The organism is Rhizobium sp. 1399 (genome assembly GCF_031455475.1).
Classification (GTDB): domain Bacteria; phylum Pseudomonadota; class Alphaproteobacteria; order Rhizobiales; family Rhizobiaceae; genus Rhizobium.
Genome location: NZ_JAVDSU010000001.1, coordinates 279,332 through 296,427, shown reverse-complemented (window position 1 = coordinate 296,427; position 17,096 = coordinate 279,332). Strand labels below are relative to the sequence as shown.

The following is a 17,096-nucleotide window of genomic DNA, read 5'->3' as shown; positions in this document are numbered from 1 at the left end:
GCCGCACACTGATGCGACAGGCATTGCACCTATGAATAAGATGGGGCGTCAGAGCCGGTCGACAGCGCCCTTCAGCTTGTCCTTGACCTTGCCGCTCGCGACCTGGGCCTTGCCCTTGGCTTCCTGCATGCCGCCTTTGGCCTGCATTTCGCGGTTGCCGGTGGCCTTGCCGGCCGTCTTCTTCGCCTTGCCGGCCATCTCGTTGACCTTGCCGGAAATCTTGTCGCCAGTGCTACCCATGTGTATGTCTCCTCTCGGATCACGGACGGAGTATCCGTGTTTGCCGACAGGAAACGCCAGTGAACGAGTTTCGTTCCGGAATGATGCAGTCAGGCGTGGCCGGCTTCGGCCGAAAGCATGGCAGGCGTGATACCCATGCTGGCAAGCGCCCGCTCATACTTGTCATCGAGGCAGCGATCGAAGATCAACTCCTCATTGGCCGCGCAATTGAGCCAGCCATTGGAGGCCACCTCGTTTTCGAGCTGGCCCGCACCCCAGGAGGAATAGCCGAGCAGCATGGTGGCCCGCTTGGGACCGCCGCCCTTGGAGATGGCGCGCACGATATCGAGCGTTGCCGTCAGGCAGATATCGTCGCTGACGGGGATGGAGGAATCGCTGACATAATCGTCGGAATGCAACACGAAACCACGACCGCTCTCGACCGGCCCACCAGTCTGGATCGGAAACTCCCGCGCATCTTTCGGCAGCACGATGGAATCTTCCTGCTTGATCATGTCGAGATGAAGCAGGACATCGGTGAAGGTCAGGCTCTGCGGGCGATTGATGACAAAGCCCATGGCGCCTGCATCCGAATGGGCGCAGATATAAATCACTGTGCGTGCGAAGTTGCGATCCTCCATGCCGGGCATGGCGATCAGGAACTGACCGTCGAAAAATCCGCGTTCCCGTCTGTTCTTCAGCGTTGCTAGGGACATGGTTCCTCCTGCCGCCAGACCGCACAAAGGCTCCGACAAGAGAAACATGGGGCAATGTCACAAATCAATCAACTGAAAATGAAGATTTATATGGGCGGGACTTCTGGCGGCAATTGGCAAGTTTCGGTAAACCCTTGTTCCATGAGAGTTATTTCATTGCTCGCGCGCGCGCCATTAATTGCAGTCATTTCGGCTGCGTCCATGCTCGGATTGCTGCGCCAGGCGCATGCGGAAATGAGCGACTGGGCGGAGAACGAGGGTGGCCGCATGCGTCTCGTGGCGCTGCCGCCGGACGCTGATGGCCATATAAGGGCAGGCCTGCAGATTGAGCCGAAGCCTGGCTGGATCACCTATTGGCGTGAACCGGGCAATAATGGCATCCCGCCGCAGATCACCATCGCACCGCAAAGCGGTGTAACGCTGGACGCCATTTCCTATCCCGTTCCGAAACATATCTCCAGCGGCAAGGTCGAGGATATCGGCTATGAGACGCCGGTGACCCTGCCATTATCGCTAACGGCTTCGAAAGTGGGACCGGTCGTTCTCGACGCCACCGCTTTCATCGGCATCTGCAAGGATATCTGCATTCCGTTCCAGGCGCAGCTCTCATTGAAATTTGGTACTGTCGCCCAGTCGCGCCCGCAGGAGGAAATGATCCTTCAGAGCGCCGCTGGCCGCCTTCCCGAAGCGCCGTCTGCCGATTTCGAGGTCGTGGCACACGGGATGTCACCCGACCTGAAGCAACTCTCGCTGAAAGTTACTCTGCCGGAAGCAGGGAATGGAACGCCCGAAATCATCGTCACCGGCCCGAGCGGCTATGCCTTCACCAAGCAGATGAATGTGGGGCGCAGCGGCAAGGCCTATTCCGCCGATATAGCCATCGGAAAGCTACCGAAAAACTACGATATCAAGGGCAAGCAGTGGGGGGTGCTCATCGTTAACGGCGCCCGCGCCATAGAAACCACGCTTGCCTTTGATTGACCGCATCTTATAGTCCCTCAATCCCTATGCGGTCTTGCCGCAACCAGCCAGAACCGAGGAGAAAATCCATGACCATCGCGATCGGCGACAAGCTTCCTGCCGCCACCTTCAAGGAAAAGACCGCCGACGGCCCGGTCGAAACCACCACCGAACAGCTCTTTGCCGGCAAGCGCGTCGTGCTCTTCGCCGTACCCGGCGCTTTCACGCCCACCTGTTCGCTGAACCATCTGCCGGGCTATCTGGAAAACCGTGATGCCATCCTCGCCAAGGGCGTTGACGACATCGCCGTTCTCGCCGTCAACGACTGGCATGTCATGGGCGCCTGGGCGCAGTCTTCGGGCGGCCTCGGCAAGATTCATTTCCTCGCCGACTGGGATGCCGGGTTCACCAAGGCAGTCGGTCTCGATGCCGATCTCTCCGGCGGTGGCCTTGGTGTCCGCTCCAAGCGCTATTCCATGCTGGTCGAAGATGGCGTGGTGAAGTCGCTCAACGTCGAGGAAACGCCTGGTCAGGCAACGGTTTCCGGTGCTGCGGCGATGCTCGAACAGCTCTGAGCCGGAAAAGCTCCCGTTGTTTCGCAAGGGCGCCTTCTGGCGCCCCTTTTAATTTTGATCGCCCAAGCAAGCATCAATGTCGCGCTGGGCATCCACCGTATTGCATCAAGAGCGGCCCCGCCTCATTCTTGCCATAATTGTTATAACATAACACGTAATGTTATTACATATGAGGATTGAGAATGCCGCCCGATCAGGAACGTTTCGCCGTCAGTCTCCTCGGGCAATCGGCACTTCTGCGCGCCTGCGGTGCGGTCGCCATCGTCGGGCTTCTCTGGCTCGCGATCCATTGGGCGATCCTTCTGCCATGAGCGCGCCAGTTATCCGCCTCGACAATCTGACGGTCTCCTATGATCGTCATCCTGCAGTCCATCATCTCTCCGGCACGTTCCAGCCCGGCAGCCTGACGGCAATCGCCGGGCCGAATGGAGCGGGGAAATCCACATTGCTGAAGGCGATCATGGGGGAGCTGCGTCCTGCCGAGGGGGGGGTGGAGCACCGGCTGCAGCGCACCGATTTCGGCTATCTTCCGCAGGCGGCAGAGATCAACAGGCGTTTCCCGATCTCGGTGCTGGATACAGTGCTGCTCGGAAGCTGGCGTTCGGCCGGTGCCTTTGGCCGCATCGCAAAGCGAGAAGCCGCATGTGCCCGCGACGCACTCGCCACCGTCGGTCTGGAAGGGTTTGAAAAGCGCCATATCGGCTCGCTTTCGGCCGGCCAGTTCCAGCGCGTGCTTTTCGCCCGCCTGCTGCTGCAGGATGCGCGTATCATCCTGCTTGACGAACCCTTCACCGCCATCGATGCCCGCACGACGAGGGATCTGCTCGACATAGTCGTCCGTTGGCATGGCGACGGGCGGACGGTGATTGCGGTGCTTCATGATTTCGAGCAGGTGAGGGCACATTTCCCGGAAACCCTGCTGCTCGCCCGCCGGCTGATCGGCTGGGGGCCGACGCAGGAGGTCATGTCATCTGCCAATCTTCTGCAGGCCCGCGCCATGGCCGAACGCTGGGATGAGGATGCCGAAGCCTGCGAGCCGGCGGCATGACGGCCTACGATATCTTCTTCGCCCCCTTCGCCGATTATGGCTTCATGCGCCGCGCGCTCGTCGCCTGCCTATGCCTGGGTCTCGGCTCCGGCCCCATCGGTGTTTTCCTGATGCTTCGCCGCATGAGCCTCATGGGAGACGCAATGAGCCACGCCGTGCTGCCTGGTGCTGCGGTCGGCTATCTCGTCGCCGGCTCGCTGTCTCTGACGGCAATGGGTATTGGTGGTCTCGTAGCAGGTCTTTCCGTTGCGCTGTTGTCAGGTGTCGTCAGCCGTATGACCGTGCTGCAGGAGGATGCGAGTTTCGCAAGCTTCTATCTGGCGTCACTGGCCCTGGGTGTCCTCATCGTCTCTTTGCGCGGTTCGAACATAGATCTGCTGCATGTGCTTTTCGGCACGATCCTTGCCATCGACGCGCCGGCGCTGACGCAGATCGGCGCCATCACGTCGGTTACATTGCTGGCGCTCGCGATCGTCTACCGCCCGCTGGTCGCGGAATGTTTTGATCCGGGCTTCCTGCGCGCCGTCGGCGGGCGCGGGCCGGTCTATCATTTCCTCTTTCTGTTGCTTGTAGTGCTGAACCTTGTCGCGAGCTTCCAGGCGCTTGGCACGCTGATGGCCGTCGGCCTGATGATGCTGCCGGCGGCGATCGCCCAGCTCTGGTCCCGCAATCTGCCGGCCATGATGATGACAGCGGCGGCAAGTGCTGCGGCATCCGGCTATCTCGGCCTTATCGCCTCCTATCATCTCGAACTTGCCTCTGGCCCGACGATCATCATGACGGCGGCGCTGCTCTACGGCCTCTCCATCTTCTTCGCGCCGTCGGGCCTTGCCCGGCGCTTCTTCCCCCGCCCGCATCTGAAGGGCTGATTACAGGAGACATCGATGTTACCTAGCAGACTGCTTCTCTCTGCCGCCTTGCCCGTGCTGATGACGCTTTCGGCCGTGCCGGCTTCGGCCGAAACGCTGAAGGTCGTTGCGTCCTTCACTGTGCTTGCTGATGTCGTCCGACAGGTCGGCGGCGATCACGTCAAGGTCACGAGCCTCGTCGGTCCGAACGGAGACCCCCATGAATTCGAGCCGTCGCCGGCCGATGCCAAGGCGCTGAATGCTGCAAAAGTTACCTTCGTCAGCGGTGAGGGGCTGGAAGGCTGGATGGACCGCCTCATCACCGCCTCCGGCTACAAGGGAAATCCGGTCACAGTGTCCGAAGGCATCAACACCCGCACGATGGAAGAGGATGGTAAAACCGTCACCGATCCGCATGTGTGGAACAGCCCTGTCAATGTGAAGGTCTGGGTCGCCAATATCGAGAAGGCGCTTTCCGCAGCTGATCCGGCTGATGCCGGTGCCTTCAAGGCCAATGCCGAGAAATATACGAAGACGCTCGACGAGCTGGACGCCTATGCACATTCCAAGTTCGACAAGATCGCAGGTGATCGCCGCAAGGTGCTGACCAGCCACGATGCCTTCGGTTATTTCGGCCGGGAATATAGTGTCAGCTTCCTCGCACCCCTCGGCCTCTCCACCGAAAGCGAAGCGTCGGCCGCCGACGTTGCCGAGCTGATCGAGCAGATCAAGCAGGAACACGTGAAAACCTATTTCTTCGAGAACTCCAACGATCCGCGCCTCGTCAAGCAGGTTGCCACTGCGACAGGCGCCGAGCCGGGCGGTGAGCTCTATGTTGAATCTCTCTCGGACTCGAAAGGCCCGGCCCCGACCTACGAGAAGATGTTCCGCTACAATGTCGACCAGCTCTCCACCGCCATGGCGAAATCGAGCTGAGCTGATGGGATCTTAGAGAACGAAATCGAAGACCAGGAGGCCCGCCAGGCCTCCATCCGTCGACGAGACGATGCGCTCGCCGACGGTCACATGCTCGGGATGCACGAGATAGGTGTCACGAGCCTCGGGGCTTTCGAAGGTCACGGCAAAGCCGTCGACGAAACCGCCATGCAGCCCCTCGGGCGAAACATTCGGCCCGTATTTAATGTCGAGAATTCCCGGGATCACCTGCTTCAGCGCCACGATGGCGTCGAACAGCGCCTGCTTATCGTCAGGTGTCATAGCGCTCTTCAGACGCATGAATACGCAGTGCAGGATCATAAGGTACCTCCCGATTATGTTTTCGGGCAGAATAGCGACGAAAACGACAAGGGCAACGATATTTCGCGCCCGCAGCCGCCAGGCCTGTCGAAGGCCAACCCAGCCTACATCTGGTCCGCCACCGCCACCGGACGGTTATAGATCTTGCGGACGAGATCATGGGACAAGGCACGTGCAGCCGCCTTCTGCTCTTCCGTCATCGGCCGGCAGGTATCCTTGAGATTGGAGCCGTCTATGACGGTTGCTGCCCCGGAATTGGCGATGACGATATGCCAGCTGCAAGCGGCGACCTTGTCGATGATCACGGCGCCTCGGCAACCAGTGGAGAGGCAGAAGGCTACGGTCACCTGCGCGCCATGATCGCCCTTGTGGGCAAGCGCATAGGCGGCCGTGAAATCCTTCCTCAATTTTTCGCAGCGCGCCGGCGCTGCTGCCGCCAGGCAGCTCAGCGAGGGTGGGTGAATTTCGGCGGCGTATACCGGAGAGACGCAAAAGGCGCCCATCGAGAGGGCGAGCAGAAGCTTGAGCATCGGATTTTCCTTGTTGCGCTGAGGCAGAGGCGCATATCGGCGGCCAATGGTCAATGGCCGCCGCAGGCAAGGAAAGCCGTATCGATCCAAGAGGTGCCAATTCCCCGGCAAATCCGATGAAACAGGCTCTGGGATCAGGCCCGCTTCGTCAGCGGAAACCGTTCCCTCAGCAGCCGCAGCACCGATTCCGACGGCATCGGCGGGCCGAAGAGATAGCTCTGGCCGTAGCTGCAGCCCATCTTGGCAAGTTCGATCGCATCCTCGTTGGACTCGATGCCTTCGGCCACCACCTTCATGTCCAGCTCGCGCGCCATGGCAATCACCGATTTCAAGATCGTCGCCTTCTTGTCGCTGTTGTCGCGCACCAGCGCCTTGTCGAGCTTGATCGTGTCGAAGGGGAAGCGGGTCAGGTAGGCGAGCGAGGAATAGCCGGTGCCGAAGTCGTCGAGCGCCAGACCGAGGCCGGCCTCTTTCAGCTTTTGCAGCACGAGGCGAGCCTGTTCCGGGTTCTCCATCACCATGGATTCCGTCAGTTCCAGCTTCAGCCGCGAAGGATCGCAATGGGTCTTCGCCAGTACCGAACGGACGTCGTCGTAAAGATCGTTGTTGAGAAGCTGCACGCTCGACAGATTGATGGAGACGAAGATCGGCAGCTCGCCGGTCTGGTTCTGCCACCCCATCAGGTCGTTGGTCGCCTGCTCCAGCGCGAAGATGCCGAGCGCGCCGATAATGTCGGAAGATTCGGCGATCGGGATGAATTCGGACGGCGGGATATTGCCGCGCTTGGGATGTTCCCAGCGCATCAGCGCCTCGAAGCCGGCGATCTCGACGTCCTCCAGCCGCGCAATCGGCTGGTAGACCATCGAAAGCTCCTTGCGCTCGATGGCGCGGCGCAGATCCGATTCAAGCTGCAGGCGATCGGTGCCGAAATCGCGGAAAGCCGGCTGGAACGGTTCCACACGATTGCCGCCGGCGCGTTTGGCCCGGTACATGGCAAGCTCGGCGTCGCTGAGCAGACCCGACGCGCTCTCCTGCTGGTCCACCCAGGAGGTGAGACCGATGGAGGCCGTCAGGATGATCTCGCGATTGGAGAAGTTGATCGGCACCATGATCGCCTTGCTCATCGCATCGGCGAAATCGGCAACCTTGGCCGGATCATGCTCGGAAACGAGAATGAGGCCGAACTGGTCGCCGGAAAGGCGCGCCAGTGTATCCTGCGGCTTCAGAAGGCGGCGCAGGCGGCGGGTAAGCGCGATCAGGATATTGTCACCGGCGGCGACACCGAGGGAATCATTGACCAGCTTGTAGCGGTCGATATCAATCACCATGACGGTCGGGCGCAGCGTCTCGCCGCCCGGTGCCAGCGTCAGCACCGACTGCAGGCGGTCGATGAACACCTGCCGGTTCGGCAGGCCCGTCAGGTTGTCGTGAAGCGCATCGTGCAGCAGCCGTTCGACCGAATTCTTCTGCTCTGTCACGTCGACGATCGTGCCCACGCAGCGGATGATCTCGCCATTCGAGCCGAGTACCGGCCGGGCGCGGATCAAGAGCCAGTGGAAGTGACCGTCTTCGGCGCGGATGCGGAACTCATGGTTCAGCCGCCCGCGGCGATGTTCCAGCAGCACGTCCAGCGTCGCCCGGAAACGGTCGCGATCGTCAGGATGCAGCCGCGGCAGCCAGTTGCGCGCCGCGCCATGCATCGTGCCCGGTGAAAGTCCGAGTTTGACGGAAACATCGGGAATGGTGACGACGCGATCGCGCGCCACATCCCAGTCCCAGACCATATCGCCCGAGCCCGTCAGCGCCAGCGACTGGCGCTCGAGATCGGAGAATAGCCCCTGCTGGAAAGCGCCGCCCGCAAAGGCGTGCTGCATGACGGTGAAGCCGATCAGCAGTACGATGAGGACCAGGCCACCGCCAAGTGCCGGCTGGATGATGTCATTATCGAGCCGGCCGGTGATCGTCATCCATGCGCCGAACAGCCAGACGAGCGTCAGCGCCCATGCCGGCACGAGCAGGATGGCGCGGTCATAGCGATTGAAGCCGAGATAGATGATCAGCAGCAGACCGGTTGCCGCCGTCAGTGCGAAGGACAGCCGTGCAATGCCCGCCGCAATCGACGGATCGTAGATCGCAACGCCGAACAGAAGGGCAAGACCGAGAACCCAGGCAAGCGTCGCATAGCCGAGATGCACATGCCATCGGTTGAGATTGAGATAGGTGAACAGGAAGATCACGAAACTGGAGGCAAGCGCCACCTCCGCACAGGCGCGCCATATTCGTTGATCCGCCGAGGCGACGCTGATCAGCTTTCCGAGAAAGCCAAAGTCGACGCAGATATAGCCGAGCACCGCCCAGGCGAGTGCCGCCGTTGCCGGCAGCATCGAGGTTCCCTTGACGACAAAGAGGATCGTCAGGAAGACCGCGAGCAGGCCGGCAATGCCGAGCACGATGCCGCGATAGAGCGTGAAGGCGTTGATCGTGTCCTTGTAGGCATCCGGCTCCCACAGATAGATCTGCGGCAGGTCGGGTGTGGCAAGCTCGGCAACGAAGGTGATGACGGCGCCAGGGTTCAGCGTGATGCGAAAGACATCGGCCTCGTCGCTCGGCTGGCGGTCGAGCGCAAAACCTTCGCTCGGCGTGATAGCAATAATGCGCTGCGAGCCGAGATCGGGCCAGAACAGCTTGGAATTGACGAGACGGAAGTGCGGCGCGACGATAACGCGCTCGAGCTGTTCTTCCGAAACATTGGCGAGCGCAAAGACCGCCCAGTCGCCCTGATGGTTTTCCGAGCTTGCGCGCACTTCGATACGTCGGCGGATACCATCGGCGCCGGCCGCGGTGGAAACCTGGAAGGCCTCGCCCTGGTTGGCGTAGATTTCAGTCGTGGCAGTCAGGTCCAGCGCAGTATCGTCGCGGGAAATCTTCACCGGTTCGGCCGCCTGCACGGTTCCCGCCGCAAGGGCGAATACCGACAGGAGAAGGGCTGCGATCACCGCGATCACTCGTCCGGACGGTGACGTCAGCAGCATGCGGTCTTTGTTCATCGGCTGTTGGGTTTCCTGCCTGTATCCGCGTCGGTGGCTAGGCGTGAAAACATCACGTGATCATGCCACTGACCGTTGATCTTCAAATATCCGCGCAGGTAGCCTTCCCGCTGGAACCCGGCTTTCTCAAGCAGGCGAATGCTCCGTGCGTTGTCTGGAATACAGGCTGCTTCGATACGGTGCAACTCAAGCCCTGTGAAGATATAGGGAATAACCAATTGAAGTGCGGCGAACATATGTCCCTGGCCGGCATAACGCTCGCCCATCCAGTAGCCGATCATGCAGCTTTGGGCGGCTCCCCGGCGGATATAGCCGATGGTGATGCCGCCGACGAGCGTCATATCCCTCCTTAGAAAAATGAAGAGCGGGATCGCCTGTCCCGAGGCATATTCCTGCTTGCCGCGGATGACGCGGGCGCGAAACGAGCCTTCGGTCAGCTCGTCGCGCCGCCATGTCGGCTCCCAGGGTTCCAGAAAACGGCGGCTGTCGGCACGGAGCCGGTGCCACTGGTTGAAATCCTGGTAGCGCGGCAGGCGCAGGACATATTTATCGTTTTCGAGTTCGACCGCTTCGGGCTGTCGCGAAAGGAACCGAAAAACCGATTTTGGCATCGATAACCCCCGGCGCAACGTATGTGTCGGTCAGCGGCTTGCCTGCTTCGTCTTCGGTGCCGGAACCGAAAGCGAGGCGGTGATGTCTTCCATCGGGGCAAGCTGCTCGAGCGGACCAATCGCCGAAAGCGTCGGGACGGTATCGTAGAAGAGGCGACCGGCAAGATCGGTGAGACGCTCGATGGTGATGCCCTCCAACCGCTCCATCATCTCTGGATTGGAGATCGGACGGCCATAGAGCATCATCTGCCGGGCGATCTGGCCGGCGCGGGCAGCGGGGCTTTCCTGTCCCATGAGAAGCTGGGCGCGGATCTGCGCCCGTGCGCGCTCGATTTCCTTCTGGTCGATATTGTCCGCCGACTTGTGCAACTCGTCGATGATGACCGGCACCAGCTCCGGCAGATTCTCGCCACCGGTTGCTGCATGGATGCCGAAGATGCCGGTGTCGGAAAAGCCCCAGTGGAAAGCGTAGACGGAGTAACAGAGGCCGCGAAACTCGCGTACTTCCTGGAAGAGGCGGGAGGACATGCCGCCGCCGAGGATATTGGCGAGGATCTGTGAGCAGTAGAAATCGCGGGCATGATAGGCCTTGCCCTCGAAGCCAAGCAGTATCTGCGCGTCCATGAGGTCGCGCGGCTCGCGCACATTGCCGCCGATATAGCGCGCAGCCTCCATGACTGGCGGCGCGTTGGGCGTGGTCGGCAGGCTGGCGAAGCGGTCCTCGACCATGCGCACGAATTCGTCATGCTCGACGGCGCCGGTTGCGACCACGAACATCCGGTCGGTCGTGTAGTTGCGGCCGAGATAGGTGCGGATCTGCTGCGGCGTGAAGGAAACGACGGTCTCCGGCGTGCCGAGGATCGGCCGGCCGAGCGTCTGGCCACGATAGGCGACCTCGGAGAAGCGGTCGAAGACGACGTCGTCGGGCGTGTCGTTGGCCGCGTTGATCTCTTGCAGGATGACCTGCTTCTCGCGCTCCAGCTCTTCTTCCTCGAAGGCAGATTCCGTCAGAATATCGGCGAGGATATCGACGGCGAGCGGCACGTGATCCTTCAGAACGCGGGCATAGTAAGAGGTCGTCTCGGTGGACGTCGCGGCGTTCACTTCGCCGCCGACATCCTCGATTTCCTCGGCGATCTCACGGGCGGTACGTCGTGCCGTTCCCTTGAAGGCCATGTGTTCGAGCAGGTGGGCAATGCCGTGTTCGTCTTCCGTCTCGTTGCGCGAACCTGATTTGATCCAGACTCCGAGCGCAGCGCTTTCAAGGTGCGGCATGGTCTGTGTGACTACTGTCAGCCCGGATTTGAGCCGGGTGCACTCAACTGTCATGTGCTATCTTTCTGCGCCTGCCGTCATCTAGCTGCGGGCATGCTTGCCGATAAAGGTTTCAACCGCTTTGAGCTCGGGCTCGATGATCTGGAAGCGCTCCTCCCTGTGCATCACATCAGCAAGCCACGTCGGAAGCGCCGGGTCAATACCGGAGGCGGATTTTACGGCAGCCGGGAATTTCGCCGGATGGGCGGTGGCAAGCGTCACCATCGGCGTATTCGGCTTTTCTCGCTTGGCGGCCACGAAGACGCCGATCGCCGAATGCGGATCGAGCAGATAGCCGGTTTCCGCATAGGTCTTGCGGATCGTTTCCGCCACCTGGCGCTCGCTTGCGCGGCCGGCACGGAAATCCCTTTTGATGAATTTCAGCGCTTCGGGCGAGATCTCGAAGCCGTTGGATTGCTTCAGGCTTTCCATGGCGGCGCGCACCTTGGAGGCATCGTGGTCATAGGCCTCGAACAGCAGCCGCTCGAAGTTGGAGGATATCTGGATATCCATGGAAGGCGAACTCGTGGCCTTCACCGCTTTCATGTCATAACGGCCTGTCTTCAGCGTCCGCGCCAGGATATCGTTCTCATTGGTGGCGATGACGAGCTTGTCGATCGGCAGGCCCATGCGCTTGGCACAATAGCCGGCGAAGATATCGCCGAAATTCCCAGTCGGTACCGTGAACGAGATCTTCCGGTCCGGTCCGCCCAGTGCGATCGCTGTCGTGAAATAATAGACGATCTGGGCCATGATGCGCGCCCAGTTGATCGAGTTGACGCCCGAGAGCTTCACCTTGTCGCGGAAGGCCGCGTCATTGAACATGGCTTTGACGAGGTTCTGGCAATCGTCGAAATTGCCTTCGACGGCAAGCGCATGCACATTACCTGATGTCGACGTCGTCATCTGCCGCTGCTGTACCGGCGAAACCTTGCCATGTGGGAAGAGGATGAAGATGTCGGTGCGCTCACGGCCGGCAAAGGCGTCGATCGCAGCGCCACCCGTATCGCCCGAGGTGGCGCCGACGATGGTCGCCCGCTCGCCGCGCTTTTCCAGCGCGTAATCCATCAGGCGGGCAAGAAGCTGCATCGCCACATCCTTGAAGGCGAGCGTCGTGCCGTGGAAGAGTTCCATCACGAAACTGTTCGGGCCGGTCTGTACCAGCGGCGCGATCGCCGGATGGCGGAAAGTGCCGTAGGCTTCGTCGATCATCGCCCGGAAGGTTTCATCGGGGATTTCGCCATTGGTGAAGGGCGAAAGGATGGTGAAGGCGATCTCCTGATAGGTCTTGCCGCGCAGCGCCCGGATTTCCTTCTTGGAAAAGCTCGGCCATTTGCGGGGAACGTAGAGCCCGCCATCGCGCGCCAGCCCCGCCAGAAGGGCGTCGCAAAAGCCGAGGGAAGGGGCCTCGCCGCGGGTCGAGATATAGTCCACGTTCGTCATCCTTGATCTATGGCTGGAGAAATTCGGCGCGCAAACGGGACGCTGCCGTTCGGCCGAAAAGAGGGGGCTTAACGGCCTGTCGGGGCAGTGCCGCAGGTATCCTATTGAACTTGCCCGCATTCGGCGCCGAAAAGTGCATCAAAACGGTGCTTACCCAATCGATTTTTCTTTGCGCCGCTGATATAGACCATCGCCAACTGTCATGAAAGGCCTTGCGCGAAAGTCGCAAGCACCTAGAAGAAAAGCGTTTGCAAGGGGTGGAATATCGTGCTCGGCAAGGTCTCTCGTCTCATCGTTTCCGCATCCCTTCTTGCCGCTCTTGCTGGCTGCAATTCGCTCGGCCTCGGCGGCGATAGCAAGCCTGAAGCCGCAAGTGCGAGCAGCGGTCCCGCTCCGCTTCAGCCGAACGGCAATGCCCAGATCATGCCGGTCGCGCCGACCAGTCCTTCGTCGAACCAGGCTCCGATCGGCACCGGCGTTACCGCGCAAGGAACGGTCGCGCCCGTTGTGCAGGGTGCATGCCCGCAGATCTTCATGCGTGACCAGGACGCGATCTACCGCACCTATGCGAAAGGTGCGAAGACCGGTGATCCGCAGCAGGTCGTCTTCCAGGCGTCTTTCGGCGACTATAGCCGCCAGTGCATGCTCAACGACACGGCGCTCTCCATGACCGTCGTGGCGCAGCTTCGTCTTGTTGCCGGCCCAGGCGGCACGCCAGGCCCGGTCACGCTGCCGATCCGCATCTCGGTGCTGGATGGACAGGACGTCCTGTCGTCCGAAGTCGTCAATTTCCCGACGCAGATCCCGGCCGGCGCGCCAGCCACGCAGGTCATCTTCCGCCACGAGGGCATCAAGATGCCGGTCGGCTCCGGCGCACTCGTGCGCGTCAATGTCGGCTTCGACAATCAGCCAGCCAAGAACGTCAAAAATTCCAAGAAGAAAAGCAGCTGAGGCGCCTGCTGCTGACAGTCGCTCAGCCTAAGGGCTTCGCGAAGGCGGGCGCCTCTGCAAACAAAAACCTGTTGCGTGAATAAGGGCTGCCGTCTCTTGGAGGCATCAGGTCAGCGAAGCTGCTGCCCTTAGAGCACGCCTTCCCACTCTGCCAATGCGGCGACAACGCCTGGCAGATCATTCATGCGGGAAATTACCGTCTCCGCGCCCGCATCCGTCAGTTTATCAGCATGCGAGGCATAGGTGTGCGAACCGCCGGTGAAGCCGATCACCCGCATGCCGGCAGCGCGTGCAGCATGAACACCATGTGTGGAATCTTCGACGACAACGGTCCTGGAGGGCGAAACGCCCATCTGGCTTGCGCCGTGAAGGAAGATATCGGGCTTCGGCTTGGCACGGTCGGGACCGAGATCCTTGGCGGAGAAGATATTGGGGGCGAAGAGCTTCTTCAGTCCGACCTTGCCCAGCATCATGTCAAGCCGCTGGCTCGACGAGTTCGAGCAGATGCAACGCTTCATCGACAGGCGGCTGACGGCGAATTCGACGCCGGGAATGGCCTGCACTTCCTGTTCGAGTCGGATGTCCAGAAGCTTCTGCGACTGATCGAGCAGCGATGCCGAGATCGGAATGCTGGCTTCCCGTTCGATCTGGAAGAGGATATCGCGCCAGGTGAGGCCGGCGAAGCGCTCGTTCATTTCCTCGACGCTGATCGGATAGCCTGCTTCCGTCAGCAGCTTGGATTCAACATCCGCTGCGATGATTTCGGAATCGACCAGAACGCCGTCGCAGTCGAAGATGATGAGGTCGAAGCCGTCCATATACTCATGCCTTGTTTTGGGATGATGGGGCTTTACACGATGGCCGCCGAAAGCTCAACCGATGACGGGGCATGGCTGGATTGCGCCATGCGGGCGGCTTTGCAGTAACGGCTGTCATACGACCTCGACAAGCCCTGCAGGGCTCGCTACTGAACGACAATGATTAGGGAACCCGAAGACACCATCGCCGCGCGTATTGCCCGCGTGCTTGCAGAGCGCATCGTGCATGGCGAACTCGCGCCCGGCGCCCGTCTCCGGCAGGACCATATCGCCGAGGAATTCGAGACCAGCCATGTACCCGTGCGCGAGGCCTTTCGCCGGCTCGAAGCGCAGGGGCTGGCGATCAGCGAGCCGCGCCGTGGTGTGCGCGTCGCCTCCTTCGATCTCGCCGAAGTGCGCGAAGTGGCGGAAATGCGCGCAGCCCTCGAAGTGCTCGCCCTGAAACATGCCATCCGCCATCTGACGCCCGCCATCCTCGATGCTGCGGAAGAGGCGACGCGCGAGGGCGATGCCGCTGCGGATGTGCATGCCTGGGAGGAGGCGAACCGCAGCTTCCATCGCTTGATCCTCACCCCTTGCGCCATGCCGCGCCTGCTGGCTTCGATCGACGACCTGCACGCTGCAAGCGCCCGCTTCCTGTTTTCGGCCTGGCGTTCGGGCTGGGAGAAGCGCACGGATCACGACCATCGCGCCATTCTTGCCGCACTTCGCCAGGGCAAGGCGGAAGAGGCTGCCGCCATCCTGCAGAAGCATGTGCAGTGGATCGGACGCGCTCCGCAGCCCGCCCAGAAGGGCGGCGAGCGGGAAGCCTTTGCCATTGTCGGCTAAATTCCAAAATTATAGATAATTTCAGAATGCGTGAAATGTCCTGATTTTCGGGCGTTCTGGCGTGTATCTGCGTTCGTTTGTGGCCCGGCTTCATTTGAATCCGCGCGCCTGCTCTTGCGTTACGCAAGAATCTCCGCCATCAAATAGATGGGAATCAAAAATTATCTATAATTTTGAAAAGGAGAATTTCATGTCCCTCTCTGACCAGTCCCGTCATATCGCTTTCGATCCGCTGCGCCTTTCCGCACGGTCGATTGCGGTCAAATATCTCTTCGTTCTCGCCGGCACGCTGGTGCTGGCGCTTGCCTCGCAGATAGCGGTGCCGATGGTGCCGGTGCCGATCACCATGCAGACATTCGCCGTCACCATGATCGGCGCGCTCTATGGCTGGCGCCTCGGCACGCTCACCGTTCTTGCCTGGCTCGGCGAAGCTATGCTCGGCGCACCGGTACTCGCAAACGGCTCAGGCGGTCTTGCGCCCTTCGTCGGGCCGACGGCTGGTTATCTCGTCGCCTTTCCGCTGATGGCGCTGATAGTCGGCTGGCTCGCCGAGCGGGGCTGGACCGGTGATAATATTATCAGAAGCTTCACCGCTCACCTTGCCGCAAACATCTTCTGCCTCGCCCTCGGCGGCGTCTATCTCGCCTCGCTGATTGGAGCGGAAAAAGGCTGGCTGCTCGGCGTCGCGCCCTTCATCCTCGGCGGCGTGCTGAAGTCCGCACTCGCTGCGGCCGTGCTCAAGGGCATCCGCATCTATGGCGGCCGGGCAGAGCTGCATTGACCGTCAGGCTTCGCGCCCACCATCTGCTCTGCATGCTGACATTCGTCGGTGAAGGCTATACGCCGGCCTTCACCGCCAACTACCGCCGCATCGCTGAGCGTCTCTCGGCCGGAGAGGAGATCGAAATCGTCTCCGGCCCCGACGATATCTGCGCTCCCCTGCTGTCCGAGGCTTCAGCGCATTGCCTTCTGCCGAGTCCGAAGGCCAGGGACGAAGCTGCCGCCGAAGCAGTTGGCAGGCTCCTGGGCGTGCGGGTAGAGCAGGGCGCCCGTCTCATTCCTGACAAAGCCCTGCTAAAAAGACTACGCCAGGCCTTCGCTGCCGACCTCATCCGCAATGCCTGCACGGATTGCGAATGGAGTGAACTCTGTAGCACGGTTGCCCATAGTCATTTCAGGAATACGCTGGTGGCACCTTGCTAGGCTTCCAGCGGAAAGAGTTTCAGGAATTGCCGCTCGCCTTCGGGTGAAAAGATCACCGAGCGGCTTTCCGGTATTCGCCGCGCCCAACCCTTTTCCATGAAATTTGCAAGCAGCGCCTTGCCAAGGCTTCCGGCGAGATGGGCGCGACGTTCACTCCAGTCGAGACAGGAGCGGCAGAGCGGCCGGCGCGAGGATTTGAGGCTGCCGACATCGATGCCGATGCATTGCAGATCGCTCTCGCCCTTGGCCGTCACTGCGAGCCCGTCGCCGATGGCATCGATCGATCCCGATGCCACCAGACTGTCCAGCATGCGCACGCCAAAATCGCCGGCGAGATGGTCATAGCAGATGCGCGCCTTGCGCAGCGCCGGATCCTTAGGGCCGGGCTGGTGGCGCAGATGTCCTCGGCTCGCTGCAAGGCCCATCATGCTTTCGATCAGCCGGGCCACGGCCTCGTCGGCGAGCGTGAAATAGCGGTGCCGTCCCTGCTTGCGCTGAGCCAGCAACCCGCCGGTTTCGAGCTTTGAGAGATGAGTGCTGGCCGTCTGCAGCGTGATGCCGCCGGCTGCCGCAAGTTCGGTTGCCGTCAGCGCACGACCGCCGGTCAGCGCCGCCAGCATGTTGGCGCGCGCCGGATCGCCGATGAGTGCGCCGATCTGCGCAATGTCGGGTCCTTCTTTCATACTTCGATCGTAACCGAAGCATTCTCGTACGGCAATGTGCGAAAA

Annotated in this window: 20 protein-coding genes; 10 read left to right on the top strand and 10 right to left on the bottom strand. The window is 61.0% G+C overall.

Annotation, left to right across the window (positions count from 1 at the left end; genetic code table 11):
* Positions 1-48 precede the first annotated feature (48 nt).
* Both J2X71_RS01665 and J2X71_RS01660 read right to left on the bottom strand, forming a co-directional pair.
* Positions 49-240: a CsbD family protein gene (locus tag J2X71_RS01665; protein ID WP_037105617.1), complete on the bottom strand. Its 192-nt coding sequence runs from the start codon at positions 238-240 to the stop codon at positions 49-51.
* Positions 241-329: 89 nt separating this feature from the next.
* The gene (locus tag J2X71_RS01660; protein ID WP_007818010.1) at positions 330-935 is read right to left on the bottom strand and encodes a YqgE/AlgH family protein; all 606 of its coding nucleotides are present in this window, start codon (positions 933-935) and stop codon (positions 330-332) included.
* A 141-nt stretch (positions 936-1,076) separates the two neighbouring features.
* Between J2X71_RS01660 and J2X71_RS01655 the strand changes: the two genes are divergently transcribed.
* The 6 genes from J2X71_RS01655 (at position 1,077) to J2X71_RS01630 (ending at position 5,302) form a co-directional block, all read left to right on the top strand.
* Positions 1,077-1,916, top strand: coding sequence for a protein-disulfide reductase DsbD domain-containing protein (locus J2X71_RS01655; protein ID WP_405049675.1), 840 nt, complete (start codon positions 1,077-1,079; stop codon positions 1,914-1,916).
* A gap of 68 nt (positions 1,917-1,984) precedes the next feature.
* Entirely contained in the window at positions 1,985-2,470 is a 486-nt protein-coding gene (locus J2X71_RS01650) for a peroxiredoxin (RefSeq protein ID WP_310378372.1), read from the top strand.
* A gap of 182 nt (positions 2,471-2,652) precedes the next feature.
* Positions 2,653-2,781, top strand: coding sequence for a hypothetical protein (locus J2X71_RS01645; RefSeq protein ID WP_310378370.1), 129 nt, complete (start codon positions 2,653-2,655; stop codon positions 2,779-2,781).
* Positions 2,778-3,518 carry an ABC transporter ATP-binding protein gene (locus J2X71_RS01640; RefSeq protein ID WP_310378369.1) on the top strand — a complete coding sequence of 247 codons (741 nt, stop codon included), beginning with the start codon at positions 2,778-2,780 and terminating at the stop codon, positions 3,516-3,518. Before J2X71_RS01645 ends, J2X71_RS01640 begins: the two co-directional genes overlap by 4 nt.
* Positions 3,515-4,387 (top strand): metal ABC transporter permease, encoded by an 873-nt coding sequence (locus J2X71_RS01635; RefSeq protein WP_113323089.1) that lies wholly within the window; start codon positions 3,515-3,517, stop codon positions 4,385-4,387. Before J2X71_RS01640 ends, J2X71_RS01635 begins: the two co-directional genes overlap by 4 nt.
* 15 nt (positions 4,388-4,402) lie before the next feature.
* Entirely contained in the window at positions 4,403-5,302 is a 900-nt protein-coding gene (locus tag J2X71_RS01630; RefSeq protein WP_310378366.1) for a metal ABC transporter substrate-binding protein, read from the top strand.
* Positions 5,303-5,314: 12 nt separating this feature from the next.
* Here the strand turns inward: J2X71_RS01630 and J2X71_RS01625 are convergent, their stop codons facing one another.
* The 6 genes from J2X71_RS01625 to thrC form a co-directional block, all read right to left on the bottom strand.
* Complete coding sequence (locus J2X71_RS01625) at positions 5,315-5,623, bottom strand: Dabb family protein (protein WP_113323091.1); 309 nt, start codon at positions 5,621-5,623, stop codon at positions 5,315-5,317.
* A gap of 104 nt (positions 5,624-5,727) precedes the next feature.
* The gene (locus J2X71_RS01620) at positions 5,728-6,153 is read right to left on the bottom strand and encodes a hypothetical protein (RefSeq protein ID WP_310378363.1); all 426 of its coding nucleotides are present in this window, start codon (positions 6,151-6,153) and stop codon (positions 5,728-5,730) included.
* Between the two features lie 134 nt (positions 6,154-6,287).
* Positions 6,288-9,200 (bottom strand): sensor domain-containing phosphodiesterase, encoded by a 2,913-nt coding sequence (locus tag J2X71_RS01615; RefSeq protein ID WP_113323093.1) that lies wholly within the window; start codon positions 9,198-9,200, stop codon positions 6,288-6,290.
* Positions 9,197-9,811 carry a GNAT family protein gene (locus J2X71_RS01610; RefSeq protein WP_310378361.1) on the bottom strand — a complete coding sequence of 205 codons (615 nt, stop codon included), beginning with the start codon at positions 9,809-9,811 and terminating at the stop codon, positions 9,197-9,199. Before J2X71_RS01610 ends, J2X71_RS01615 begins: the two co-directional genes overlap by 4 nt.
* A gap of 30 nt (positions 9,812-9,841) precedes the next feature.
* Positions 9,842-11,140: a pitrilysin family protein gene (locus J2X71_RS01605; protein ID WP_310378360.1), complete on the bottom strand. Its 1,299-nt coding sequence runs from the start codon at positions 11,138-11,140 to the stop codon at positions 9,842-9,844.
* 27 nt (positions 11,141-11,167) lie between these two features.
* Positions 11,168-12,568: a threonine synthase gene (thrC, locus tag J2X71_RS01600; protein WP_310378357.1), complete on the bottom strand. Its 1,401-nt coding sequence runs from the start codon at positions 12,566-12,568 to the stop codon at positions 11,168-11,170.
* Positions 12,569-12,832: 264 nt separating this feature from the next.
* On the opposite strand from thrC, the gene J2X71_RS01595 reads away from it, so the two are divergent.
* A complete protein-coding gene (locus tag J2X71_RS01595) occupies positions 12,833-13,519 on the top strand; it encodes a hypothetical protein (RefSeq protein ID WP_310380025.1) in 687 nt (228 codons plus the stop codon).
* Positions 13,520-13,647: 128 nt separating this feature from the next.
* On the opposite strand, the gene J2X71_RS01590 is transcribed toward J2X71_RS01595, so the two are convergent.
* The gene (locus J2X71_RS01590) at positions 13,648-14,337 is read right to left on the bottom strand and encodes an HAD-IA family hydrolase (RefSeq protein WP_113323098.1); all 690 of its coding nucleotides are present in this window, start codon (positions 14,335-14,337) and stop codon (positions 13,648-13,650) included.
* Between the two features lie 159 nt (positions 14,338-14,496).
* Between J2X71_RS01590 and J2X71_RS01585 the strand changes: the two genes are divergently transcribed.
* The 3 genes from J2X71_RS01585 (at position 14,497) to J2X71_RS01575 (ending at position 16,368) form a co-directional block, all read left to right on the top strand.
* Entirely contained in the window at positions 14,497-15,165 is a 669-nt protein-coding gene (locus J2X71_RS01585; protein WP_310378355.1) for a GntR family transcriptional regulator, read from the top strand.
* Between the two features lie 190 nt (positions 15,166-15,355).
* The gene (locus tag J2X71_RS01580; RefSeq protein ID WP_310378353.1) at positions 15,356-15,946 is read left to right on the top strand and encodes a biotin transporter BioY; all 591 of its coding nucleotides are present in this window, start codon (positions 15,356-15,358) and stop codon (positions 15,944-15,946) included.
* Positions 15,943-16,368, top strand: a complete 426-nt coding sequence (locus J2X71_RS01575; protein ID WP_310378351.1) for a DUF1284 domain-containing protein — start codon at positions 15,943-15,945, stop codon at positions 16,366-16,368. Before J2X71_RS01580 ends, J2X71_RS01575 begins: the two co-directional genes overlap by 4 nt.
* Here the strand turns inward: J2X71_RS01575 and J2X71_RS01570 are convergent.
* Complete coding sequence (locus J2X71_RS01570) at positions 16,365-17,051, bottom strand: helix-turn-helix transcriptional regulator (protein ID WP_310378349.1); 687 nt, start codon at positions 17,049-17,051, stop codon at positions 16,365-16,367. The two genes, J2X71_RS01575 and J2X71_RS01570, sit on opposite strands and share 4 nt — an antisense overlap.
* Between the last annotated feature and the right edge of the window lie 45 nt (positions 17,052-17,096).